Here is a 24,767-nt window from a genome sequence, read left to right as displayed (position 1 = left end):
TGTAAGAAAGCCCACGTTAACGTGGGCTTTCTTATGAGGAGAATTATTTTTTCTGATGACGTTCGGCACTTGAAGCAGGGTACTTTACTTCATCTGAAGTGTTGGCTTTTACCCCACCACCAAGTGTTTTATAAAGTTCAATCTGGTTGTTCAGATTGGTTTGTTCAAGTGTCAGTAGACCTTGTGCCGCAGCGTAGTTTGAACGCTGTGCATCTAGTACCGTCAAGTAGTTATCAATTCCTGCACGGAAGCGAGCCGTTGAAAGTTGATAGTTCTTGTTGGTGGCTTGAACCAAGCTGCGCTGTGCTGCCAAACGTTCATTGATATGCGCACGGGTTGCCAAAACGTCATTCACTTCACGGAATGCCGTTTGAATGGCTTTTTCATAAGCCGTCAAATATAGCTCTTGATCGACTTTTGAAATTTTGACATTGGTTTTGCGTGTACCCCAGTCAAAGATTGGCAGATCAAGCGTTGGTGCAAATTGCCAAACGGTTGAGCCTGACTTAAACAAATCGCTTAACTGATAACTCGCAAAACCTGCATTTGCAGTCAGGCTAATAGTTGGGAACATTGCTGCTTTTGCTGCACCGATGTTTGCACCTGCTGAGCTAAGTTGGTATTCAGCAGAGATAATATCAGGACGGTTGTTCAGCAAATCACTTGGTAAGCCTGCTGCCAATACTTTCTGTGAGGTAATTTGTTTCACAGTATCGGTTGGCAATAACTCATTCGGAACAATTTTACCAACCAAGACATCGAGCAAGTTTTTGGCTTGTTCAAGTTGGGTCTGATAATTTCCAACATCACTACGTGCGGTTTCAACAGAAATCTGTGATTGACGAAGTGGCACTTCGCTGTCAATACCGACATCGAAGCGTTTTTTGTTGAGATTATATGATTCTTGCTGTGCTTTTAGGGTTTGCTGAGCCAGTTTGAGATTGGCATTGGCATAAGAGTAGCTGACCCATGCCTCAGCGACTTGGCTGATTAGACTAATTTGGGTCGAGTCTTTGGCTGCGCGAGTCGACAGGTAAGTGTCAAGTGCTGCATCTTTTAAGCTACGGACACGTCCCCAAAAATCAAGTTCATAAGAGGTAACACCTAAACCTACTTGATAAGTAGAAACAGTTTTTAAACTAGAGCTGAGTGTTTTGCCGCGAGCATAGTCAACATTTGTACCGACTGTCGGGAGTTGATTGAGTTCTGTAACACGATATTGCAACTGCGCTTTTTGAATATTCAATGCCGCAGTACGTAAATCACGGTTGTTTTCCAGACTCATCTCAATCACTTTTAACAGGCGAGGATCTGAGAAGTAATCTTTGTAGCCTTGCTCAGCAACAGAAGTGCCTGTTGCTGCTTGCGATGCAAACTGATTTGGAATATCAGGTTTTGCGACAGGCTCAGGTCCGCGCATGCTTTGGCAGGCTGCCAAAGCAAGTGCAAGTGTGGAGACGGCAATGCTACGACCTGTAAGAGACCATATATTTTGCATCACGATTTATGCTCCTGAATGTGTGTATTCTTTGGTTTGTATTTAAAGATACTACGAATCCAAACGAAGAATACAGGAATAAAGAAAATACCCAATAGTGTTGAGCTAAGAACACCACCAATAACACCATAACCCACTGAGTGCTGACTACCTGCGCCTGCACCTGTTGAAATGGCAAGTGGCAATACACCAAAACCAAATGCCAATGTGGTCATGACAATTGGACGTAGACGTAGTTTTGAAGCATGCATGGTTGCTTCAAACAGATCTTCGCCTTTTTCTTGTAGCTCTTTGGCAAATTCAACAATCAAGATCGCATTCTTCGCAGAAAGACCAATTACAGCAACAATCGCGACTTGGAAGTAAATGTTATTGGACAAGTTTGGATTTCCAAGCAACTTCATACCAAGGAATGTTAATAAAACCGCACCAATCAAGCCTAGTGGAACAACAAGCAGGACTGAGAATGGAATTGACCAGCTCTCATAAAGTGCTGCCAAAATGAAGAATACAAGTAACAATGATAGTGCATACAATACGAATGTTTGACTACCCGAATCTTGTTCTTCTAATGATAAACCAGTCCACTCATAGTCATAGCCTGTGAAGCCCATAGATGGCAGCTTTTGCATGATTTCCTGCATGGCTTGCATTGCTTCACCTGAACTCACACCTGCGGCAGGTGAACCTTGGATGTTCATTGATGAAACACCGTTATAGCGTTCAAGACGAGGTGAGCCATACGTCCAGTGACCTGTTGCAAAACTTGAGAACGGTACCATCTGCCCACTAGAATTTCGCACATACCATTTGTTTAGATCTTCAGGCATCATGCGCGAATCAGGTTGACCTTGTAAATAAACTTTTTTGATACGACCACGGTCAATAAAGTCATTTACATAGCTACTACCCCAAGCCACACTCATCGTATCATTGATATCGCTTACCGTTACACCTTGAGCCGTTGCTTTGGCTTGATCGATTTCGATCTTGTACTGAGGTGTGTCCTGCATACCATTTGGACGTACCGCCATCAGACGTTTGTCTTGTGCAGCCAATCCTAATATTGCATTGCGGGCAGCCATGAGTTTTTCATGCCCTTGACCATTGGTGTCTTTTAACATGAAGTCGAAGCCTGAGCTGACTCCTAGTTCTGGCATCGCAGGTAACTGTAATGGGTAAATCATCGATGCATCTTTGATCATGCCATTCAGTGCCATTGAACGACCAATTAAACTACCAATCTGTGTTTCTGGTGTTTTACGTAGACTCCAGTCTTTGAGTTTAACAAAGGTTAGACCTTGGTTTTGTCCCTGACCTGTGAAGGAGAAACCTGCCACACTAAATACCGACTTCACACTGTCTTTTTCTTGCGTTAAGAGGTGCTGTGTAATGGTATCAAGAGTATTGGTTGTTCTTTCTAGGGTTGCATTATTTGGCAACTGAACTAAGGTCATAATCACGCCCTGATCTTCATCAGGAAGGAATGATGTTGGTAATGCTTTAAACAAGAACCCAAAAATACCAATAATAATGGCATAGAAAATTCCAGAGAGAATTTTGCTATGCGTCATATGGCTTACGCCATTCTGATAGCGTTGCGATAACTTTTCAAAGCCATTGTTAAAGCCACGGAAGAAGCGCGCAATAATATTATTGCTTTCCGGTCTATTTGGATCGTGTTGTTTGAGAATGGTTGCACAGAGGGCAGGTGTAAAGGTTAATGCAATGACTAAAGATAAAATCATGGCAGAGACGAGTGTCAGTGAGAACTGACGATAAATTACACCTGTAGTTCCGCTAAAGAATGCCATTGGGAAGAATACAGCGGTCAAAACACTGGTAATACCAATCAGTGCCCCTGTAATTTGTCCCATCGACTTTTCGGTTGCCGTGACAGGATCCAGATGTTCTTCCTGCATGACCCGTTCGACGTTTTCCACGACAACAATTGCATCATCTACCAATAGACCAATCGCCAGTACCATGGCAAACATAGATAAGGTATTAATTGAGAAACCAAACAGGTTAATAATTGCAAACGTACCCAGTACAACCACTGGAACTGCTAAAGTTGGAATAATGGTTGCTCGCCAGTTCTGCAAGAACAAGAACATGACGATAAATACTAAAACAATCGCTTCAACAAGGGTGTGAACCACGTTTTCAATCGAAAGTTTTACGAATGGTGTTGTGTCGTAAGCAATATCATCTTTTAAACCAGCAGGGTAGTTTAGACGTAATTTTACGAGTGCTGCTTCAACATTTTTTGCAGTGTCTAAGGCATTTGCACCCGTTGCTAAACGAATTGCAATACCTCCCGCTGGTTTACCGTTGAATTTCGATTCAAACTGATAATTTTCAGCCCCCAATTCAACACGTGCAACATCCTTGAGGAGAACTTTTGCACCTGTAGAAGTTGTTTTGACAATGATATTTTCAAACTGCTCAGGAGTTTGTAGCATACCTTGTGTGTTGACGGTCGCATTGATTACTTGACCTTTAACTGCAGGAGCACCACCGATCTGACCGACAGAAATCTGTGAGTTCTGAGCCGTAATTGCAGAGCTAACATCACTTGGTGTCAATTGGTAGTTGGTCAGTTTCGCAGGGTCGAGCCAAATACGCATTGCATATTGACCACCAAATACTTGAACTTCACCAACTCCTTGGACACGACTCAAAGTGTCTTTAATATTTGAGTTGACATAATCTTTAATGTAAGCGTCAGACAAGCTGTTATCGGGTGAGTAAAATGCAACAACTTGCAAGAAACTTGCACCCGATTTTTTGATGGTAATCCCTTGACGTTGTACAGCTTCAGGTAAAGATGCGGTTGCGGTCTGCAACTTATTTTGTACCTGTACTTGCGCGATGTTTGCGTCAACACCTTGCTTAAAGTTTACATCAATGGAAACAGAACCATTGGACATACTCTGAGAGCTGATATAGCGGAGGCCATCTAGTCCATTAAGTTGCTGTTCAATCACCTGTGTGACTGTATTTTCAATGGTTTCAGCCGAAGCACCTGTATAAGTTGCAGAGATACTAATCTTAGGTGGTGCAATGGTTGGATATTGTGCAATAGGCATTTGCGTCAAGGAAATGATCCCTGCCAGCATAATCACCAATGCAATCACCCATGCAAAGATTGGGCGATGAATAAAAAAGCGAGCCATTCAATCTACCCCTTAAGCATGTGCTTGCTGTTTAGATGAGCTTTGGGCTTGTGAAGCAGCATTTGCTGATTTTGCAGCAGGATTGTTTGGTGTTGTTGCGGGAGCAGCTACAGGTTTATACGGTGTTGTTTTGACCTGCTGACCTTCTTTGATTTTTGCAACCCCATCAACCACGACTTTATCACCTGATTTTAAACCACCAGTGACAATCCAATTTTGACCTTGAGTACTTGAGGTTTCAATCGTACGTGTTTCTACAACGCCTTTGGCATTTACAACAAATACAGATGCTTGACCTGTCGGAGTACGCGTCACTGCAATTTGTGGCACAAGGTAGGCATTAGGTACAATACCTTCAACAATTTGTGCAGTTGCATACATACCAGGGAGTAATAAATGATCTGGGTTTGAGAACACAGCACGAATGATGATGCTACCAGTACCACTATCAACACTTGCATCAGCAAATGCGAGATTACCTTCATTGGCATAGGTACTGCCATCTTCGAGTTTGAGTTTGACTTTGGCGTTGTTGCTATTAGCTAAGCTGCCTTTTTTCAACTCTTGACGTAGACGCAATAAGTCACTACTTGATTGAGTAATATCGACATAGATTGGATCTAAGCGTTGAATTTTAACCAAAGCATCACTCTGTCCTGCGGTGACAAGTGCACCCGCAGTGAACGATGAATGGTCAGTTTGACCTGAAATCGGTGCGCGAATGGTTGAATACCCAAGATTGATTTGAGCCGTATCTAATGCTGCACGTGCTGCTTCGACTTGAGCTTTGGCAACTTTAACTTCACCCACAAGGTCATCATAATCCTGTTTAGCAACCGCATTAATGCCAACCAATTGGTTATAACGATTCATCTTGATGGTTAAGCTATTCAAGTTTGCTTCTTGTTGAAGCAAAGATGCTTTGGAGTTTTCTACACTGGCACGGTTAGCACGAGAGTCAATTTGGTAAAGGGGTTGCCCAGCTTTGACATAACTGCCTTCAGCAAATAAGCGTTTTAAAATTACCCCACCTGTCTGAGGGCGAACCTCTGAAACCTCATAAGGCGATGTTCGCCCTGCGAGTTCAACGGTTTTCTCTACATTTTGCGGTTGAGCAACAACCACACCAACTTCAACCATTGGTGCTTGTTGGGAAGCAGCAGCTTGCTGCGCATCCTTTTTGTCATTGCTACAACCAACAAGTGCAATACTTGTTGCTAATGCGCAAGCAGTAAGGGTAGGAACCCAAAGCTTAGCTGACATCATTCTTCCACCTCTTTTAGATTTTTTTCTAAAAATGAAATTGCTTTTTACATTGATGAATTCGTGTGAATCCAAGCCAAATCAGAGCGACCCATACAAAACCGATGCCCCAACCTGCCAATACATCTGTTGGATAATGTACGCCTAAATATACTCTGGAAATTCCCATAGATATGAACCAGATGAAAGACATCAGGCAGATGCTACGAGAATATTGTTGATAAAGCAAAATTGCAAGACTGGCTAGGGTTGCTGCATAAACACTATGAGCACTCGGAAAAGATGCACCATAGCTATTGACCATATGATAGAACACGGCAGGGCGTGGACGATCAATGTACCATTTAAGAAGCCAACCTAAAACGATACTGCCACTGACTGCCAAAATGATCATAAAGGTTGTTGCATACTGTCGAAGACGTAACCAATAAACACACCAAAGTGTCGTAAAAATTAATACAAAAGGCATGCCGCCTAAGTAAGACAAGCTTTTTGCAATAGGATTCAACCACTCAATTCGATGCACACTCAAAACGTTGACAATCTGATGATCTAAGATTTGAGTGTGCATAAAATTCAGTGCACTGACACTGAAAATAAAAAAAACACAGCCAATACAAAGCATTAGATACGGCATGCAGAAACCTAGCAATTTGGATTACCAAACATTGGTATTTTTAGGAAGTAAAGTGTACTTTCCAGTACACTTTTTTTCAAGCCTGAAAATTTATAGTAATTTTATTTCAAGTTTTTTTTAACACTAAGCAAACAAACATAACAAAAAAGCATGACTGAGTCTCTTTGAAAAATCTAAACAATCAACGTTCATTTTTGTTTGAAGTGCTGTTTTCAGCCAAATTTTTCGGTGGCCAGAAGAAATCGATCGGTCGGGTCACAAAATGAGTCATGACTAACTTGGCAAGTGGTTTCCATTGTTCAAAACGAACTTGGCGGGCGCGTAGAGCGACAATAATCGTGAGTGAAAAGCTGACAAATAAGTTGGTGAGTCCAATCAAAAGCACCCCAAAACTTGAAATTAAGATCAAACCTAAATCAGGTGATTCATTAATTGACATTAAGCCTTGAACTAGATTGGCAGAAGCAAATGCAATATGTCGAATGTCTAAGGGTAAACCTAAAATAAAACCTATAGTTCCCATACTTCCGAGCATAAATCCAAACAGAAAGTTCCCTGAAAGTGCACCTAAATTACGTTCAATATAATCGGCAAATTTAAGTTGACGTTTTTCACCTAACCAGCGTTTTAAGCCATGGTGTGCTTTAAGTCGAGGGCCAAGTTTGCGATAGATCGCCATATTGTCAAAATAGCCTGCAATTAAACCCGATAAAAACAAGCAGACGCCTGCAATAGCAGCATGCGGAATAGCTAAAGAGGTAAAGGGGTCTAGACTGTGTAATAGCTCGGCTGCTTTGGCATGTTTCAGTAAAGGCTCATGTAACACATTTTGCCAAAATAGGGTAATCACTGCCGCAGTGGGAATCGCAATAGAGATATTGCCTAAAATTGCAATAAATTGAGTGCGGATAATATTGACAATTAACTCCGCCAATTCCGCTAACTGTGCGGTACGAGAGCCTTTGCGGTGTTGTACGGTTGCAGCAAGTGCAGCAGCGGTCATAGCAGGTTGTTTTGTAGCAACAGTAAAATGCAGGATATGAATAAAGACGAAACCAAAAGCATAATTGAGGCTATAGCTCAGTGCATGACTAAAGGGTGCAAGACTGAGGCGTGCTAGTAAGACTTTCAGAGTCGCCATGAGTGCGATGATACAGCCTGCGCCAGCTGCGGCACGGTACATAGCAAAAAAGCCTTTTTTGTCACTGCTTACATAATGTTCACCTGTTTTGCTTGCATTTTCAGTTACTTGGAAAGCAAGCAATTCGCTGTTTGCTGAAAGCAAAGCTCCCACACTCTTTTCATTATGATTTGCTGTGACTAAATTGGAAATTAGTTCACGGATCGCATCGGCACGGTTATGTCCTGTGTCTTGTAGTAATTTTAAAAGTAATTCAAGACGTTCTAGACTTTGCTCAAGTACAGTCAATAAATAGGTCAGATTTAGACTCACGCCGATACGTTTTGTTGCTTTACGGATATTGGCGACAATGGTTTTACATTGTTCGATCATCACAAATGCTGGTGCTGCATCGGGTGGACTATAGACACTGACCTGATTGGCATGCAGTAAAACTGCATTAAACTTGTCAATAAAACCGACAATTTCTCGGTTTTGGGCAATAAAAGGAGACTCATACTCAGTCAGTTTGGGTTCTGCATAAATCAGTTCAGGAAATAAACCAATCCCACTAATCCGATAGCTCAACACATTAATTGCTTTAATGAGATCTAGCTTTAAATTTTTTTTCTGTGTTTGATGTTGTTGATTACCATTAAAAAGTTGAAAAAATCTTCGCCATTGCTGAATTTCAATTTGCTCTAACCAATAGCGGTCAGTAGGAAGATGAAAGACTTTTTCTAATAAGTTCTGTAATTGGGTCTGATCATTCAGAGGGGGTAAAATGTGTGAAACAAAGCGTTGCCCAAGCTGATTCCAAAAACCATCTAAAGATAAAATACCACTATCGGCGTATAACTTAGTTTGATGATATTGTGTCATCAGGCGCAATAAATATTGTTGTAGCGCAATAATACTTTGTGGTGTTTGTAGCAAGGCTTGAATTAGACAATCAAACTTACTGCGTGCTTCGATGGGATCATGTGGTTGATCGGGACGTAAATAATCAACTAAATCAATCAGCGTTTGTTCATGTACAGCAGTTTGCGGAGACTCAAACTGCTGCTGTAGAGAAATAAGAATTTGGCTAATGGCTTGTTGGGTCATCTCAACATAATCTATTATTGAATGCGATCCAGCGCCATATTTGCCAAGTTAAGTAATGCCTGACGGGCAACACTCTCTGGTAAAATGGCTAAAGCATCAATCGCAAGTTGGGTTTCTTGCTGCGCACGTAAGCGACAGTAATCTAAAGCCCCAGAATTCTGCACAATACGAATCACATGCTCTAAATCAGCCAAACCACCTGTGGCGATACTTTTACGAATAATTTCATGTTCTTCGCCTGAGGTTCGGCTTAATGCTGAGATTAATGGCAAAGTTGGCTTACCTTCCATTAAATCATCGCCGATATTTTTACCTAATGTTTCAGCATCGGACGTATAGTCCAAAATATCATCGATAATTTGGAACGCATTGCCAAAGTGTCCTGCATAAGTTTTAAGTGCCTGACGGTATTCTGATTTACCCGCCAAAATCGCAGCACCTTCGGTTGCCAACTGAAATAAACGCGATGTTTTACCATGAATGATATTGAGATAGGTTTCTTCAGTTGTGTCAGGTTGATGCTGTGCTTGTAGTTGCAGAACTTCACCCTCAGCAATTTCGCAGGTACCTGTAGAGAAGTCTTTTAATAAGGTCATATTATTCAGATCGACCAATAGATCAAAAGAACGAGCAATCAGAAAATCACCGACCAACACTGCTGTCTGATTATTCCAAGTCGCATTGGCTGTTGGACGACCACGGCGCAAATTAGATTCATCGACTACATCATCGTGCACTAAAGTTGCTGTATGTAACATTTCAATGACTGCAGCGAGACGCTGAGTCCGAGTCAGGTCAGTTTCACCACAGGCTTGGGCAGCCAGTAAACACATAATCGGGCGCATACGCTTGCCGCCAGCTTCGACAACGTGTTTGCTTACGGACATGACCAAAGCGACTTTTGAGCTAATACCTTCATTGATAAATTTATCCATTGCAGCAAAGTCAGCAGCAACGGGGGCGAGAATATCTTGCTTAAAATCGATGGCCATAAACATAAAACCTGAAATCTATTTAAAACGCTTTTTACTGCCAGAAGCACCTGAAAATGGTGCGACGGAAAGCCTGTTTTATACCATAAAATAGAAGTTTTTCTTACTTCTGGGATTTTTATTTATAAATAATAATAAAAAAAACAATAAAAACAACAAATTGAAATAAAAATACTTTTTATATTTAAAAATAAAAAAGCCCACTTGTTGTTTGTATGTTTTTTACTTAAAATACTAGCCCTTTATATCCCCAGTGGCGTTCGTTTTAAGATCGATTATCCCTGATCGACACGACGACACGGGCTTGGTTGGAGTACATTATGTACGCAGTAATCCAAAGCGGTGGTAAACAGCACCGTGTGGTTGAGGGTGAAACCCTTAAAGTAGAATTGTTAAAAGCTGAAACTGGTTCAACTGTTACATTTGACGATGTACTTATGGTTGTAAACGGTGAAAGCATCCAAATCGGTGCTCCAGTTGTTGCTGGCGCTAAAGTAACTGCAGAAGTGGTTGGTCATGGTCGTCACGACAAAATCCGCATCGTAAAAATGCGTCGTCGTAAACATTACCGTAAACAACAAGGTCACCGTCAATGGTTTACCGAGTTGAAAATTACTGGTATTTCAGGCTAATCACGAGGAGTAAGAGACATGGCTCACAAGAAAGCCGGTGGTTCGACACGTAACGGTCGTGATTCAAACCCAAAAATGCTAGGTGTTAAAGCTTACGGTGGTCAAACTGTAACTGCTGGAAGCATCATCGTTCGTCAACGTGGTACTGAGTTCCACGCTGGTGCAAATGTTGGTATGGGCCGCGACCATACTTTATTTGCTACTGCTGACGGCGTAGTAAAATTCGAAGTGAAAGGTCAATTTGGCCGTCGCTACGTAAAAATTGAAGCTGTATAAGCTTTAATAAAAAAAAGCCTGCATTTGCAGGCTTTTTTTATAATTAAATTTTTCATATTTTATTCATAAGTAGAGCAAAACTCACAAACAGTGGGCATAACAAATACAAAATTGCTTATATTCTCCATTCTTAGATGGCATGATCTAGAGTAGTATGGCAAACAATTCAACTGTATTTAAAAGAAAAAGGTGAATCAATGAACATGCTTCGTAAAACATTTTGTGCTGTGGCACTTGGTGCCGTGACTTTGGCTCCAGTAGTAAGTACAACGGTTTTCGCAGCACCCGTCGCTGCTTCACAACAAGAGGCAACACAACATTTAGTCAGACAGTTAAGTGGTTTGCACAGTTTAAGTGCTAACTTTGAACAGACCACCAAAAGTAACGGCAAGAAAACCGTACAAAAAAAAGGTTTAACCGCACAGCATCTCAATCAGACATTCCGTGGTGTGATGAAAGTCGAACGTCCCGGCAAATTTTTCTGGGAAACAACAGCACCGTCTAAGCAAACGATTGTAACAACAGGAAAAACAGTTTGGATTTATGATCCAGATTTGCAACAAGCTGTGCGTCAAAGCCTGAGTGATCAAGTGGCGAATACACCTGCATTACTTTTGTCAGGCAATACGAATCAGATTATGCAATCTTATCGAGTGAGTCAGCCAGACCGTAGCAAAACCTATTACACATTGACTCCGAAAGCCAAAGATAGTGCATTCCAAAATCTAACGATCAGTTTTGGTGCGAATGGTGCACCAACCTTAATGATTCTGAATGACTCTTTAGGACAAACAACCACAGTTCGTTTTTCAAATGCGATAAAAAATGCCACGATTCCAGCATCGACCTTTAATTTTACGCCGCCTAAAGGAACCGACATTATTGATCAATAATGTCGTTTTTAAATTAGAAAAACCTGCCAAGTGCAGGTTTTTTTGTTTAGCAAGAATGCAACATAGTTGTTTACTGAAATCACTTATAGTGACAAGAGTGCTGAATGTAATGGAAATGCAATGTTGAAAAATAAGCCAAAACAATTAGGTGGTATGATTGGATTGTTGCTTATGATGAGCCTAACTGCTTGTCATGAGGAAAGTTCAACACAACAACAAACACAAGATGCATCTGCACCCAGTCAGGCTCAAAGTAAACAGCAAGATCTTCCTTTGATTCAAGCAAAAACTCAGCCGATTGTTTTACCTAAAGTTGAAGTATGCGAAAGTGATGAGTGTACGGCTTATCAATTGGCTACAGTGAAAACCAATGTCGACTGGATTGATGATTTCTTCCTAAAACGTTTGAAGAAAGATTTGCCTTTAGCTTTTAATCCGCCAGCATCTGAACCTACAGCAAGTCAGGTCGCACACATCACCCAAAGTTCAAATACCTATACTGTGCGTTATTTGGGGCAAAACGCCAACATGGCTTCTTTCGTGATTGAGTCTGAAACTTATAATCAAGGTGCAGCCCACGGCATGTATCACAAGGAATATGTGATTTTTGATTTAAAAACCAAAAAACGCATTATGGTTGATGATCTGTTACAAACCCAAGTTCAGCAAAAATTGCTGAATGCTTTATATGAAGCCAATCAAAATTGGTTGACTCAACATCAAGTGTCTAAAGATAAGTTAGAAATCACTGATAACTTTTATTTTGGTGTGCATGGAATCGTTTTTGTGTATCCACTGTATGAATTAGCACCTTATTCAGACGGAATGACGGAGTTAACGCTGCCATATTCACAGGCAAAAGGTTTGATTCGTTCTGAATACTTACCGAAATGAACTGAGCACATCACATGCTGCTGCATGATTCATCACAGGTGACTGTATTTTTTAGAATGAACCGCTTACACTATACCCAGTCTATTTTATGCAATTTGATTGGTTATGATTGACCCGAAATTACTGAGAAATAATATTGAGGCGGTAAATGCAGCGCTTGCCAAACGTGGTGTTCAACTGAATGTTGAAGAATGGGCAGCTTTAGAATCTCGTCGTAAACAAATTCAGTCGAACACTGAAAACTTACAAGCAGAACGTAACGCAGGCGCTAAACAAGTCGGGCAAATCAAAAAAGCGGGTGGCGATGCCTCCGAAATCATGACCCGCATGCAAGCCATTTCTGATGAAATTAAAGCGGCTGAAGTTGAGCTTGCTGAATTGCAAAATGAAATTGAACAAAAAGCCTTGTCGATTCCAAACTTGCCCGATGAATCTGTGCCAAATGGTAAAGATGAAAGCGATAATGTCGAAGTTTATAAGTGGGGGACACCTCGCGAGTTTGATTTTGAAATTAAAGATCATACTGACCTAGGCGAGTGGATGGGTGGTTTAGAGTTTGAAACGGCAACCAAATTAACAGGTTCACGTTTTAGTGTGCTCAAAGGGCCGCTTGCTCGTTTACAACGTGCTTTGACTCAGTTCATGCTCGACACACATACCCTCAAAAATGGTTATACCGAAGCGTATGTGCCTTATTTGGTGAATGCTGATACTCTACGTGGTACAGGTCAATTGCCTAAATTTGAAGAAGATTTATTCAAATTAAAAGGTGAGAAAGAATATTACCTGATCCCAACAGCAGAAGTGCCAATCACCAACTTTGTTCGTGATGAGATCATTGATGCAGATCGCTTACCACTCAAATACACGGCACATACCCCATGTTTCCGTAGTGAAGCAGGTTCTTATGGACGTGATACACGTGGTCTAATTCGTCAGCATCAGTTCGACAAAGTTGAAATGGTGCAAATCGTGAAGCCTGAAACCTCGATGCAAGCCTTGGAAGAATTGACTTCACATGCCGAAGGTATCTTGCAAGCATTGGGCTTACCGTATCGTAAGATCGTTCTTTGTGGTGGTGACATGGGCTTTGGTGCAACCAAAACTTATGACTTGGAAGTTTGGGTGCCAAGCCAAAACACGTATCGTGAAATTTCAAGCTGTTCAAATATGGGTGACTTCCAAGCACGCCGTATGAAAGCACGCTACCGTGTCGATCAAAAGAAACTTGAATTGGTTCACACCTTAAATGGTTCAGGTTTGGCAGTTGGTCGCACCTTGTTGGCTGTGATGGAAAACTATCAACAAGCGGATGGTAAAATTACTGTTCCTGAAGTTTTACGTCCATATATGGGTGGTGCGGAATATATTGATTAATTTCGTGCACGATTCTTGCTTGAACACGATCAGATACAAGGACTAGAGGTTTGCTGTGGAAATTTTCCCAATTTCACTTAAGTTGCAGCAGCAACGTTGTTTGATCGTGGGCGGTGGGCGAATTGCTTACCGCAAAGCGGTTTTGTTACACAAGGCAGGGGCAATCATTGATGTGGTTGCACCTGAGATTGATGCCAATTTGCTTGAGATCGTTGAGCAATCTTCAGGACAGTTCTTACAGCATCCATTTACTGAAAATGATCTGTTGCATCCTTACCGCTTAGTGATCGCAGCCACCAATGTTCCAAACGTCAATCACCGTGTATTTATTTTAGGTGAACAGCACAATTTGCTGGTTAATAGTGTCGATGATATTCCGCACTGCCGTTTTATGATGCCTGCTATTATTGATCGTTCACCTTTGGTGGTTTCTGTCGCTTCAAATGGTGCATCTCCTGTACTCTCTCGTCAGCTCCGTACACAAATTGAAGCGTTATTGCCACATGCTTTAGGTAAGCTTGCCCAATTTTCAGGACACTGGCGTAAACAGGTGAAAGAAAAAATTCCGAACCCTGACCAACGCCGTGTATTTTGGGAGGATTTGTATGCAAGTCCACTCAAAGAGCAAGTCTTTAATGATAATTTGGATGTCGCTGATCAAATGCTGCAACAGGCATTGGCTGAGTGGACTGCACCCAAAGGTGAAGTGTATTTGGTTGGTGCAGGGCCGGGTGATCCAGAGCTTTTAACCCTTAAAGCATTACGTCTTATGCAGCAAGCGGATGTGGTGATTTATGATCGTCTGGTATCTAAACCGATCTTAGAACTGTGTCGCCGTGATGCTGAAAAGGTCTATGTGGGTAAAGCACGATCTAACCATAGTGTGCCGCAGGATGGAATTAATGCCCTCTTGGTGCAATATGCTCAGCAAGGCAAACGTGTCTGTCGCTTAAAAGGTGGAGATCCCTTTATTTTTGGGCGTGGTGGCGAAGAAATTCAGGAACTCTTTGCAGCAGGTGTGCCATTCCAAGTCGTACCAGGGATTACCGCAGCTTCTGGTTGTTCTGCGTATGCAGGGATTCCGCTGACGCATCGTGATTATGCACAAAGTGTACGTTTCCTGACAGGTCATTTAAAGGAAGGTTCGCCAGAACTGCCTTGGAATGAACTGGTTTATGAAAACCAAACCTTAGTGCTCTATATGGGCTTGGTTGGATTAGAAAAAATTAGCCAAGAACTGATTGCACATGGGCAACGTCCAGATATGCCTGTGGCGCTGATTTCCAAAGGTACTACGCCAGAGCAAAAAGTATTGGTCGGAACACTGGCTGATATTGCCAGTAAAGTCACTCAATATGAAATTCATGCACCGACCCTGACAATTATTGGGGAAGTGGTGCGTTTACGTGAACAGTTACAGTGGCAATAGTTCGCTGTAACCCACTAGATAAAGTCGAGAAATGTTGTGATTCATGTGGTTTTGTACGAGCCTGAAATTCCAAGCAATACAGGAAATATTATTCGTTTATGTGCCAATACAGGTGCTCAGTTACATCTGGTCAAGCCATTAGGTTTTGAGCTTGATGATAAAAAATTAAAGCGCGCTGGTTTGGACTATCACGAATATGCTCGTATGAAAATTTGGGATAATTTTGAGCAATGCCTTGAGAACTTACACAGTCAGGGCATTGAGCATATCTTTCCATTGACCACGAAAGGTTCAGCAACACCACATACTGTTGATTTGAATCGTCCTGTGGCGTTGTTGATGGGGCCTGAAACACGTGGTTTGCCTGAGCATGTCCGCTTGATGTTTCCACAAGAACAGTGGATTCGTTTACCCATGGCAGAAAACTCTCGTAGCTTGAACTTGTCTAACGCAACAGCCGTCATTGTCTATGAAGCTTGGCGTCAACAAGGCTTTAAACCACTCTAATAGATTGATTTCTCAATCAGGCTTCGGCTTGATTGAGCGCATCATAACGTTGTTGTGCTTCTAACACATGTTCAATATTGAGTTCTGCCCATTCCTTCATCTGATACGCTGTCCTTGCAAAATCTAAACCAAATTCAGTCAGTGAATACTCAACTCGTAAAGTCGATGTTTCGATCACTTTACGTTGAATAAAACCATCGCGTTCTAGCTTTTTTAACTTTTGTGACAAGACTTTCGGTGAAATACCTTGAATGTCTTTTTTGAGTAAATTGAAATGTTTTGGCTGTTGTTTTAGGTCGTTCATGATCAGTAAGACCCATTTATCTGCCAAAGTTTCAAAAAATAACCGAGCAGGGCAATTTTGCTGATATACATTATAGCAAAGGGCTTGATTCATCATTTTACCTCAAGTGGCAGTAAATTAAGTATCTAGTTACTACTAGGTAACTAATTGACAGCTAGTTTCTAAAATATATTATAGAACGATTCTTTGATAAAAATATAGGTTGATCCTCATGGCAAAAGTAGCAGTGGTTTATTTTTCTGGTTATGATCATACAAAAGTCATTGCAGAAACCTTTGCAAATGAAATTGCAGCACAACTGATTGCAATTGATGCAAATGGAGATATTCAGGAAGCAGATTGGGAAATTTTAAATCAAGCCGATGCGATTGTATTTGGTGCTCCGACCTATATGGGAACAGCGCCTTGGCAGTTTAAGAAATTTGCAGATGCGACTTCAAAAGCGTGGTTCACTCAAGCTTGGAAAGATAAAGTATTCGCAGGTTTTACCAATAGTGCGAGTTTCAATGGCGATAAACAGGTGACCTTGATTCAACTGCAAACTTTGGCATCGCAGCATGGCGGTCTTTGGGTAAGTTTAGGTTTGTTACCTGCCAATACCAAAGCTGCAACGCGTCAAGATATCAATAATCTCGGTGGTTCAGTGGGTCTTTTGGTACAGTCTCCATCTGATGCAAGTGTAGATGAAATTCCATCAGGTGATTTAGATACTGCAAAAGCCTATGCAAAACGTGTTTTAGCGATTACTGAAAAGTTAGTGGGCTAATTCAAAGCTCAAGCTCAAAAATGAAAGCAATAAAAAACCAGCCTAGTGCTGGTTTTTTATTGAATGGTTTAGTCGTGTTTATATTGTGGTGGTGGAATTTTAAAGCCTTTGGTTTTATAGCCAAGGAATAAAATACCGATTACAGCCCACACAAGACCCCATTGCAATGCAGTATGGTTAATTTGAATCCACAAAGCACCGATTGAAACAAAGCCTAACATTGGAATGACCAAGTAGCGCCAAATATCAGCAGGGGTTTTAGTACGACCTTCACGTAATACATATTGTGAAACGACACAGAGGTTTACAAAACTAAATGCAGTGAGCGCACCAAAGCTAATCAAATTGATGACATGGTCAAGATCGGTGAAACCCGCAGAAAGTGCGATGATACCCACTAAAATGATGTTGAATGTTGGTGCATTGCTTTTTGAGCTGAGGTGCCCAAAATATTTTTTGCTAAAAATACCATCACGACCCATCACATACATGAGACGAGAAACACCTGCATGCGCAGAAATACCCGATGCCATAACAGTCACAATAGCAAATGATAAAATCACAGATTTGAACATTTCCCCACCCACAATTCGTAAGATATCAGGTTGGGTTGCATCGACATCAGAGAAATATTGGGCTGGATTACCAGGGAAATAAAGCTGCATAAAGTAAGTTGCAACAATAAAGACTATGCCTGCAATGAGTGCAGTTAAGAAGATCGCTTTAGGTAAAACTTTATCTGTTTCATGGGTTTCTTCAGCCAAAGAGCTTAATGCATCAAAACCTGTGAATGAGAAACATAAAATCGTTGCTCCAGAAATCAAAGCACCTAGTTTGGCGTTGTCGCTCCAAAAAGGCGATACTGAGACTAGCGTTCCATTATTTGCTGTAGACAATCCCATTGCGTTTTGTGCAGTATGCCCTAGAGATAAATCTTTGATAATTAAAAAAACAAAGATAGCAATCACGAGCATTTGGAACAGGACAATCAAACCATTGAGATTTGCAACAAACTTAATACCACGTAAGTTGACCCATGTCATGAGTGCAGTTAGACCAATGACCCAGACCCAATGATTGACACTTGGGAACATGTCCGTCAAGTAAATGACAGCCAGTAAAATATTGACCATTGGGCTAAGAATATAGTCGAGAAGGGAAGACCAACCCACCATAAAGCCTGCATTTGGGTGTACAGCGCGTTGCACGTAAGTATAAGCTGATCCAGAAGATGGATAGCGTTTAATCATATAGCCGTAGCTCAGCGCTGTGAATAGCACTGCCAGCAAGGCAACAAAATAAGAAGTGGGCACATGTTGAGCACTGGCTTCAGATACCATTCCGAAGGTATCGAATAAAGTCATTGGTTGGATATAGGCAAGACCTATAACAATGACATGTCCCAACAAAAGTGATTTTTGCAGTTTCGCTGCCGATGGAGTCCCAGAAGAATTTGTCAACGGCGTTATCCTCATTATCGTTGATCAAGGATCAGCTATCATTTTTAGGATCGTTTAGGACGAACGATCCCCCCATATTTTTAACAAAGAGCGCAACTTTATCGTAAAGTGATACAGGTTGTCAGTAATTAATTTCAGTATTCCTTTAGCAATTTCTCTGCCAATTCTGCGATCTTTGTGGTTTAGCTTATTCTTATATAACAAAAAACGCCCAATGCGCCAATGGCACTGGACGTTTTGATTGGATTAAGCGTAAAAATTTACCAAGCCTTTTGTAAAATTTCACGTAACTGCATCAAGGAAGCTTCTTTCGGGTTATAAATAATAGAACCATCATTGAGGGCTTTTTCAGCAACATCATCCAGTTGTTTTTCACTGACTTTACCTGTTTCCTGCAAAGTTCTTGGCAGTTTTGTTAGTTCATATAAGTGATCACGAATGCTGTAGAGAGTTTCTATTGTTTTATCTGCTCGCTGATCAGCAGGCGTTTGTGAATAAATATCTGCTCCAGCCAATGGGAGTAAAAGTTCTGCAATCTTGTTGCCATTGACCGATTTATTGTATTCGAGCACATACGGCAAGAAGAGGTTCATACATAAACCATGGGGTAAGTGTGCAACAGCACCCAGTGCATGCCCAAGAGAATGCACCAAACCAACCATTGAATTAGAGAATGCAATGCCTGCCATAGTCGATGCTTGTGCGAGTTCTAAGCGGGCTTCTGCATCTTTTGGATTTTCCAAGACTTTAAACAGGTTTTGGCTAATTTTTTTGATTGCACCTGTAGCATAAGCATCACTCAGAGGATTGGCTGCCATACACGTGTAGGCTTCAATCGCATGGGTCATGGCATCCATTGCGGTCATAGCCGTCAAATGAGGCGGCAAGGTCTGTGTCATGCGTGGATCAAGAATTGCGGCATGAGGCATTAAGTAATATGAGGCAAATGCCATTTTGACATTTTTAACAGGATCGGAAACCACAGCCACCATGGTCACCTCGGAACCCGTACCAGATGTTGTTGGAATCACAAAAAATGGTTTAAGCGGTTTTGGTAAATTATGTGCACCTGAATATTTAAGTAAGTCGTCGCCACCTTCAGTCACTAAAATATTGGTCGCTTTGGCAGTATCAATGACAGAACCACCACCTACAGCAATCAGAGCATCACATTGATGTTCACGATAATAAGCCGCAGCTTTTTTGACTGTTTCTAAGCTAGAGTCAGGGGGTACTTCATCAAAAATAAAACCAATTTCGGCATCGGTTGAGCTAAATGCAGTTTCAATCGGTTCAAGTAGGCCGTTAGTACGAACGCCTTTATCGGTAATAATCAGTGGACGTTTTGCACCTAAAGTTGCAAGTTCAAAAGGAATATGCTCTAAAGCAGCGTGACCTGCAATGACTTTGACTGGACAGAAAAATTCATAATATGCTTTTGTCATGTGCTTATGCGCTCCGTTTTAGAAAGGATTGTGCAAGTTTTAAATAGATCAGGCTGGCATTGGAAAATTTTTCTTTAAAGCCGAGTTGTTCTGGGTATTCTTTTACAGCTAAAGATGCAATGAGCTTTGGTAAAATCAGTGATTCCATTTTATTCAGGCATCGAACTAAACGGATGGCATAGGACAAGTCACCATCGGCAATCATGCGGTCATTGGCAAAAGCCTGTGCAGTGCTTTCCTGAAATGAAAACACCAAAAAAGCATGTTCAAGATGTTTAAAAATAATACAAAGATCAGGTTTGCCTTCTAGTTCATCCACCAATTCGAGTTGTTTTTGCTGATTGACTCTAGCAATAAAAGCAGAGCCATGTGGAAAAACTTTCATGGAAAGCGTGAAATTTTCAGGAAATTTAGCAATCTCTTGTTGAATTTCAGGATCGACGTGGCTTGCAACCACCAAGCCTTTGCCAATCACGCTCATCATGAGCTTGACATATGCTTGCTGCATTGCGGGTTTTAATGGCTTGGTGAACACGTTCAGTTTCCTTTTTGTATTTATATAAGAACGAGGTCAGGAAGAAACTTATTCTTCGAGAATAACCTCAATTTCTTTAAAGTACTGAGTTTGTGTTAAATATTCAATCACGTCATCACAGAGTTGTGTAAATTTCGGATGATTTTGAACAAGATCTTGGATACGCACCATTTCTAAACCCGCATAACCGCAAGGATTAATGGTTTGGAAACCGTGAAGATCACAGTCAATATTGAGTGCCAGCCCATGATAGCTACGACCTCGACGAATTTTAAAACCTAAAGAACCAATTTTACGCCCATCGACATAAACCCCAGGTGCATCGGGTTTTGCATAGGCTTCAATGTTATAAATTTTAAGTAGATCAATCATGAGCTGTTCAGCAAAGCTGACCAAGGTGCGAACATGCCATTTTAGCCGATTGAGGTCAAACATAAAGTAAGCAATCATTTGCCCAGGGCCATGCCATGTGACTTGACCACCACGATCGGACTGTACCACAGGAATATCACTGCTGATTAAGATATGTTCAGGTTTTCCAGATTGCCCTTGGGTGAGAACATCATGATGTTGCAATAACCACAGTTCATCAATGCTATCCGTTTCTCGATTTTCAGTCAGACTTTTCATTTCTGTAAATTTGCTCTGATAATCCTGCAAATTTTTGAAAATACGAATAATCAGTTTGGGCGATTGCTGAAGGGGAAGAGCATCCATGTGATGAAAAACCTTAAGTAGAAAAACAAAAACCAGATGTTTGACATCTGGTTTAGAATTAAAGCGCAGTTCGGATGTGAGGGCAAGCGGCTAAGTCTGCATAAAGCGCATGAACTTGTTCAAGTTCCTCAAAACGTAGTTGAGCAGTAATAGAATGATATTTTCCAGTACGTGATGGTTGTACGGTCAGTGTTGCTTCATCAAACTCAGGAAAGTGTTTCACTAAAATTTCGACTACGGCAACACGAAGTTCTGTACCTGCATTGCCAATCAATTTAATGGGGTAATCCATTGGAAATACCCAAAGGTCTTCACGAAGCTCACGAGAAGGAGTGCGGTCTAACATATTTGCCTCAGGAGTTGAAACGCCTGCAAGTGCAGGCGTTTTTTAATGCATAATAAGTAAAATGGGGTGCTTGATTCAAAAATCAAGCAGTCCGATTAGTCATTTTCCAAGAATGAACGCAAGTGTTCAGAGCGTGAAGGATGACGAAGTTTACGTAATGCTTTCGCTTCAATCTGACGGATACGTTCACGGGTCACATCAAACTGTTTGCCGACTTCTTCAAGGGTATGATCGGTTGGCATATCAATACCAAAACGCATTTTCAAGACTTTTGCTTCACGTTCAGTCAAGTTTTCAAGCACTTCGCGTGTCGCTTCTTTCAGGCCTTCTGAAGTCGCAGCATCTACAGGAGACGTGATGTTTTGATCTTCAATAAAATCGCCAAGATGCGAATCTTCATCATCACCAATTGGCGTTTCCATAGAAATCGGTTCTTTGGCGATTTTCAGTACTTTACGAACTTTCACTTCGTCCATTTCTAGACGTTCACCGAGTTCTTCAGGTGTTGGCTCACGTCCCATTTCTTGGAGTAACTGGCGAGATACACGGTTGATCTTGTTGATGGTCTCAATCATGTGTACAGGAATACGAATGGTACGCGCCTGATCGGCAATCGAACGAGTAATCGCCTGACGAATCCACCATGTTGCATAAGTTGAAAACTTGTAACCACGACGGTATTCAAATTTATCAACCGCTTTCATCAAGCCGATGTTACCTTCTTGAATCAAATCGAGGAATTGTAAGCCACGGTTGGTATATTTTTTCGCAATTGAGATAACCAAACGTAAGTTGGCTTCAACCATTTCCTTTTTCGCACGGCGAGCTTTGGCTTCACCAATCGCCATACGTTTAGAAATATCTTTAATTTCTTGAACGTTTAAGCCAAGTTCAGTTTCGATATCTGCAATTTTTTGTTGAAATGCCAATACATCTGGACGAACTTTCTCAAGGTGTGGTTTTACTTCTGGAGAAACTTTGGCAAGCTGTGCATCTAACCAAGCTGTATTGGATTCTTGCCCAGGGAATGATGTACGGAACTGTGTACGATCCATACGACCACGACGAACGGCATAACGCATGATCTCACGTTCAGCGGTACGGATACGCTCATGCGTACCACGAATCATTTCTGAAATAAGATCAAACAAACGTGGCGTAAACTTGAACATCATGAACACTGTTGCAAGTGTGGATAATGCTTCATCTGCTTCTTTCGAGCTACGACCATGTTGCTGAATAATAGCTTTGGTTGAGTTCCAAGCTTGTTCTAGCTCAGCAAAACGAACTTTGGCAACCTCAGGATCTGGACCAGAATCACCTTCTGAATCGTCATCACCTTCAGATTCTTCATCTTCGTCTTCATCATCAAGTTTGACGTCTTTGGTTGGTTTCGATGTTTCTTCTTCCTCATCGTCCAAATCGGTCTCTTCTTCCTCAAGAACCTCAGGAATATCATCATCAGTTTCAGGGTCAAGATAACCCGATAAAATATCAGCTAAACGACGTTCACCTGTATTAAAGTCTTCGTATTCTTTTAGGACAACTTCAACTGCATTTGGCCAGTAAGCAATCGCATTTAAAACATCACGAATTCCTTCTTCGATTCGTTTTGCAATGCTAATTTCACCTTCGCGGGTAAGCAGCTCAACTGTTCCCATTTCACGCATGTACATACGGACAGGGTCAGTGGTACGACCAGGTTCATTTTCAACTGAAGCCAGTACCGCAGCAGCTTCTTCCTCAGCGACTTCATCGGCAGCTTCGGCAGATTCGCCAAACATGGTGTCATCAGATTCAGGTGCACGTTCATGAACAGGAATGCCCACGTCTTGAAGCATTTGGATAATGTCTTCAATTTGCTCGCTTTCTGTAATTGAGTCTGGGAGATGATCGTTAACCTCAGCGTAAGTTAAGTAACCTTGCTCTTTGCCTCGGCTAATCAGAGCCGCTACTTGAGAAGTAGGGGAATGCATATCGCTCATCTTTTGCTTACTCTTTGTTGAATCTGTGGCAGTGAAAAACCGTGCATGATAGCACAATTTGCTTAAAATTTTCAGAAATCATGGTTTGTTCCCCAAATTCTGAAGATCTTTTTCATGGTTAAAGTAGAATGAATATTGAGTTGTTTTTAATTTTTTCAAGTCCATGCAAGTTTGCAATGAAAAACTACTGATTATTAATAAATACACAAAAAAAACGCTGAAAAAAAGTCGATTTTGGTGAGAATGCTGAAAATATAAATGCATAAAAAGCTTGACAAAAAACTGTAGTCGAGATAAATAGCGCGTAAAACATTTATATTTTTATGTTGAGGTAGTTTAAGTGTCTTCTACAGATTTTGAACTAGATGATAACTACGATGATGACGTCAGCTTTGATGAGGCATCGAATAAAATCAATGCCAAAGAGTCATTGGAAAAGCGTCGTTTAATTGATGACTTGCTTGCGCAACGCCGTTTGGAGCGCGAGTTAAAAGACTTTGATTATGATTTCGACGATGATGATTCGGACGATGATGATGCGTAAAAGCATTTAGGATATCATCGCGATCAATGCTATGCTCACGCCTGAGTAGTAACCAATAATGGAATCAAAATGAGTTCTTTAAATTTAGATCAGTTAAGTGATTATTTAGATGGTGACCAAAACGAATATGGTCTAGATTTTGCGGCAACTCATGGATTTTTATGTGCCATTGCAGTTGGGCCAAAATTTGATACTTGGCTAGATGCATTGTTTGATGGAAGTCCAAATAAAGTTCCGAGTGAAATTATTGCACAAGTCAAATTGTGGCTTGAGCAATTGCGCCAAAACCTTGCCAATGAAGAAGGAATCGAGTTTCCTTTTGAAATTGAAGAAGCAGATGTTGACTCAAGTCTCGGTGACTGGAGTGTTGGTTTTGTGGATGCGATGTTTTTAAATGAAGAAGCATGGTTTACCCCAGAATTTGAAGAACAGTTGGTTGATCTGACTTTGCCAGTGATGGTATTTAGCGGCATTGATGAAGAAGATCCACAAATGGAGTCTTTCCGTCGTAATGGTCAGTTGATGGATGAACTCGCAGAAGAAATTCCAGAAAACTTGAATGAACTTTATTTGATGTATCACACACCAAACTAAGCTCATTTCAGTGATAAAAAAGCACCTAAAAAGGTAATGCCAGTCAGTTAAGCAAAAAAATGCAAATTGCTGTAAAAATGAGTGTATGCAAATACACTCATTTTTTTTATGAATTTATCACATCATTTAGATTTAACACGCCAACAAACATTACCCTCACTCTCACATTTCAATGAACTCATTGATTTAAATTGGATCGAAGCTTGTTTAAAAGAAACAGGCAAGGCATCTATCCGAAAGAGAAAACTCCCTGCTGAACATGTGGTA

23 protein-coding genes and 1 pseudogene are annotated in these 24,767 nt (G+C 41.1%); 11 read left to right on the top strand and 13 right to left on the bottom strand.

What is annotated here, in order from left to right:
* Window positions 1–43 precede the first annotated feature (43 nt).
* From adeC to sdsA, 6 genes and pseudogenes are all read right to left on the bottom strand, one after another.
* Window positions 44–1,498, bottom strand: a complete 1,455-nt coding sequence (gene adeC, locus GBN19_RS06475) for an AdeC/AdeK/OprM family multidrug efflux complex outer membrane factor (protein ID WP_151777577.1) — start codon at window positions 1,496–1,498, stop codon at window positions 44–46.
* A complete protein-coding gene (locus GBN19_RS06470) occupies window positions 1,498–4,677 on the bottom strand; it encodes an efflux RND transporter permease subunit (RefSeq protein ID WP_151777561.1) in 3,180 nt (1,059 codons plus the stop codon). The genes adeC and GBN19_RS06470 overlap by 1 nt, the downstream gene beginning before the upstream one ends.
* Window positions 4,678–4,689: 12 nt before the next feature.
* Window positions 4,690–5,940 carry an efflux RND transporter periplasmic adaptor subunit gene (locus GBN19_RS06465; protein ID WP_151777576.1) on the bottom strand — a complete coding sequence of 417 codons (1,251 nt, stop codon included), beginning with the start codon at window positions 5,938–5,940 and terminating at the stop codon, window positions 4,690–4,692.
* A pseudogene (locus tag GBN19_RS06460) lies at window positions 5,930–6,577 on the bottom strand (phosphatase PAP2 family protein). The gene GBN19_RS06465 and the pseudogene GBN19_RS06460 overlap by 11 nt, the downstream one beginning before the upstream one ends.
* A 181-nt stretch (window positions 6,578–6,758) precedes the next feature.
* Window positions 6,759–8,804: a site-specific recombinase gene (locus GBN19_RS06455; RefSeq protein ID WP_151777559.1), complete on the bottom strand. Its 2,046-nt coding sequence runs from the start codon at window positions 8,802–8,804 to the stop codon at window positions 6,759–6,761.
* Window positions 8,805–8,818: 14 nt separating this feature from the next.
* Window positions 8,819–9,796 (bottom strand): All-trans-nonaprenyl-diphosphate synthase, encoded by a 978-nt coding sequence (gene sdsA / locus GBN19_RS06450; protein ID WP_151777558.1) that lies wholly within the window; start codon window positions 9,794–9,796, stop codon window positions 8,819–8,821.
* Between the two features lie 320 nt (window positions 9,797–10,116).
* Between sdsA and rplU the strand changes: the two genes are divergently transcribed.
* The 7 genes from rplU (at window position 10,117) to GBN19_RS06415 (ending at window position 15,804) form a co-directional block, all read left to right on the top strand.
* Complete coding sequence (gene rplU, locus GBN19_RS06445) at window positions 10,117–10,428, top strand: 50S ribosomal protein L21 (protein WP_045792690.1); 312 nt, start codon at window positions 10,117–10,119, stop codon at window positions 10,426–10,428.
* A gap of 18 nt (window positions 10,429–10,446) precedes the next feature.
* Window positions 10,447–10,704 (top strand): 50S ribosomal protein L27, encoded by a 258-nt coding sequence (rpmA, locus tag GBN19_RS06440; protein WP_004899948.1) that lies wholly within the window; start codon window positions 10,447–10,449, stop codon window positions 10,702–10,704.
* Window positions 10,705–10,901: 197 nt separating this feature from the next.
* Entirely contained in the window at window positions 10,902–11,597 is a 696-nt protein-coding gene (gene lolA, locus GBN19_RS06435; protein ID WP_151709078.1) for an outer membrane lipoprotein chaperone LolA, read from the top strand.
* A 120-nt stretch (window positions 11,598–11,717) separates the two neighbouring features.
* Window positions 11,718–12,491, top strand: a complete 774-nt coding sequence (locus GBN19_RS06430; RefSeq protein ID WP_151777557.1) for an RsiV family protein — start codon at window positions 11,718–11,720, stop codon at window positions 12,489–12,491.
* Between the two features lie 105 nt (window positions 12,492–12,596).
* A complete protein-coding gene (gene serS / locus GBN19_RS06425) occupies window positions 12,597–13,868 on the top strand; it encodes a serine--tRNA ligase (RefSeq protein WP_151777556.1) in 1,272 nt (423 codons plus the stop codon).
* Between the two features lie 55 nt (window positions 13,869–13,923).
* A complete protein-coding gene (cysG, locus tag GBN19_RS06420; RefSeq protein WP_151709075.1) occupies window positions 13,924–15,297 on the top strand; it encodes a siroheme synthase CysG in 1,374 nt (457 codons plus the stop codon).
* Window positions 15,298–15,333: 36 nt separating this feature from the next.
* Window positions 15,334–15,804 (top strand): tRNA (cytidine(34)-2'-O)-methyltransferase, encoded by a 471-nt coding sequence (locus tag GBN19_RS06415; RefSeq protein ID WP_111894762.1) that lies wholly within the window; start codon window positions 15,334–15,336, stop codon window positions 15,802–15,804.
* 16 nt (window positions 15,805–15,820) lie between these two features.
* Here GBN19_RS06415 and GBN19_RS06410 read toward each other — a convergent pair whose 3' ends face one another.
* Complete coding sequence (locus tag GBN19_RS06410; RefSeq protein ID WP_151709074.1) at window positions 15,821–16,201, bottom strand: winged helix-turn-helix transcriptional regulator; 381 nt, start codon at window positions 16,199–16,201, stop codon at window positions 15,821–15,823.
* Between the two features lie 118 nt (window positions 16,202–16,319).
* Between GBN19_RS06410 and GBN19_RS06405 the strand changes: the two genes are divergently transcribed.
* On the top strand, window positions 16,320–16,874 hold the full coding sequence (locus GBN19_RS06405) for a flavodoxin family protein (protein ID WP_375707859.1): 555 nt from the start codon (window positions 16,320–16,322) through the stop codon (window positions 16,872–16,874).
* A gap of 68 nt (window positions 16,875–16,942) precedes the next feature.
* Here the strand turns inward: GBN19_RS06405 and GBN19_RS06400 are convergent, their stop codons facing one another.
* The 6 genes from GBN19_RS06400 to rpoD all read right to left on the bottom strand — a co-directional run bounded on the left by GBN19_RS06400 (window position 16,943) and on the right by rpoD (window position 23,419).
* Entirely contained in the window at window positions 16,943–18,349 is a 1,407-nt protein-coding gene (locus GBN19_RS06400) for an APC family permease (protein ID WP_151777555.1), read from the bottom strand.
* A 245-nt stretch (window positions 18,350–18,594) separates the two neighbouring features.
* Window positions 18,595–19,779 (bottom strand): iron-containing alcohol dehydrogenase, encoded by a 1,185-nt coding sequence (locus GBN19_RS06395; protein WP_151709072.1) that lies wholly within the window; start codon window positions 19,777–19,779, stop codon window positions 18,595–18,597.
* Between the two features lie 4 nt (window positions 19,780–19,783).
* On the bottom strand, window positions 19,784–20,287 hold the full coding sequence (locus GBN19_RS06390) for a hypothetical protein (protein ID WP_151777574.1): 504 nt from the start codon (window positions 20,285–20,287) through the stop codon (window positions 19,784–19,786).
* Between the two features lie 75 nt (window positions 20,288–20,362).
* A complete protein-coding gene (gene lipB / locus GBN19_RS06385; RefSeq protein WP_151709071.1) occupies window positions 20,363–21,031 on the bottom strand; it encodes a lipoyl(octanoyl) transferase LipB in 669 nt (222 codons plus the stop codon).
* Between the two features lie 58 nt (window positions 21,032–21,089).
* Window positions 21,090–21,377, bottom strand: coding sequence for a YbeD family protein (locus GBN19_RS06380; protein WP_151709070.1), 288 nt, complete (start codon window positions 21,375–21,377; stop codon window positions 21,090–21,092).
* 95 nt (window positions 21,378–21,472) lie between these two features.
* The gene (gene rpoD / locus GBN19_RS06375) at window positions 21,473–23,419 is read right to left on the bottom strand and encodes an RNA polymerase sigma factor RpoD (RefSeq protein WP_228271225.1); all 1,947 of its coding nucleotides are present in this window, start codon (window positions 23,417–23,419) and stop codon (window positions 21,473–21,475) included.
* A gap of 283 nt (window positions 23,420–23,702) precedes the next feature.
* Here rpoD and GBN19_RS06370 point away from each other — a divergent pair, with 283 nt between their 5' ends.
* The 3 genes from GBN19_RS06370 to GBN19_RS16290 form a co-directional block, all read left to right on the top strand.
* A complete protein-coding gene (locus GBN19_RS06370; RefSeq protein ID WP_151709068.1) occupies window positions 23,703–23,906 on the top strand; it encodes a PA3496 family putative envelope integrity protein in 204 nt (67 codons plus the stop codon).
* A gap of 69 nt (window positions 23,907–23,975) precedes the next feature.
* Window positions 23,976–24,500 (top strand): YecA/YgfB family protein, encoded by a 525-nt coding sequence (locus GBN19_RS06365; protein WP_111894744.1) that lies wholly within the window; start codon window positions 23,976–23,978, stop codon window positions 24,498–24,500.
* A gap of 108 nt (window positions 24,501–24,608) precedes the next feature.
* The coding region (locus tag GBN19_RS16290) for a transposase domain-containing protein (RefSeq protein ID WP_171494441.1) at window positions 24,609–24,767 on the top strand (159 nt) is incomplete at its 3' end.

It is taken from the genome of Acinetobacter brisouii (assembly GCF_008993995.1).
GTDB lineage: Bacteria > Pseudomonadota > Gammaproteobacteria > Pseudomonadales > Moraxellaceae > Acinetobacter > Acinetobacter brisouii_A.
The sequence above is the reverse complement of the archived record's forward strand: the minus strand, read 5'-3'. Positions and strand labels throughout refer to the sequence as shown.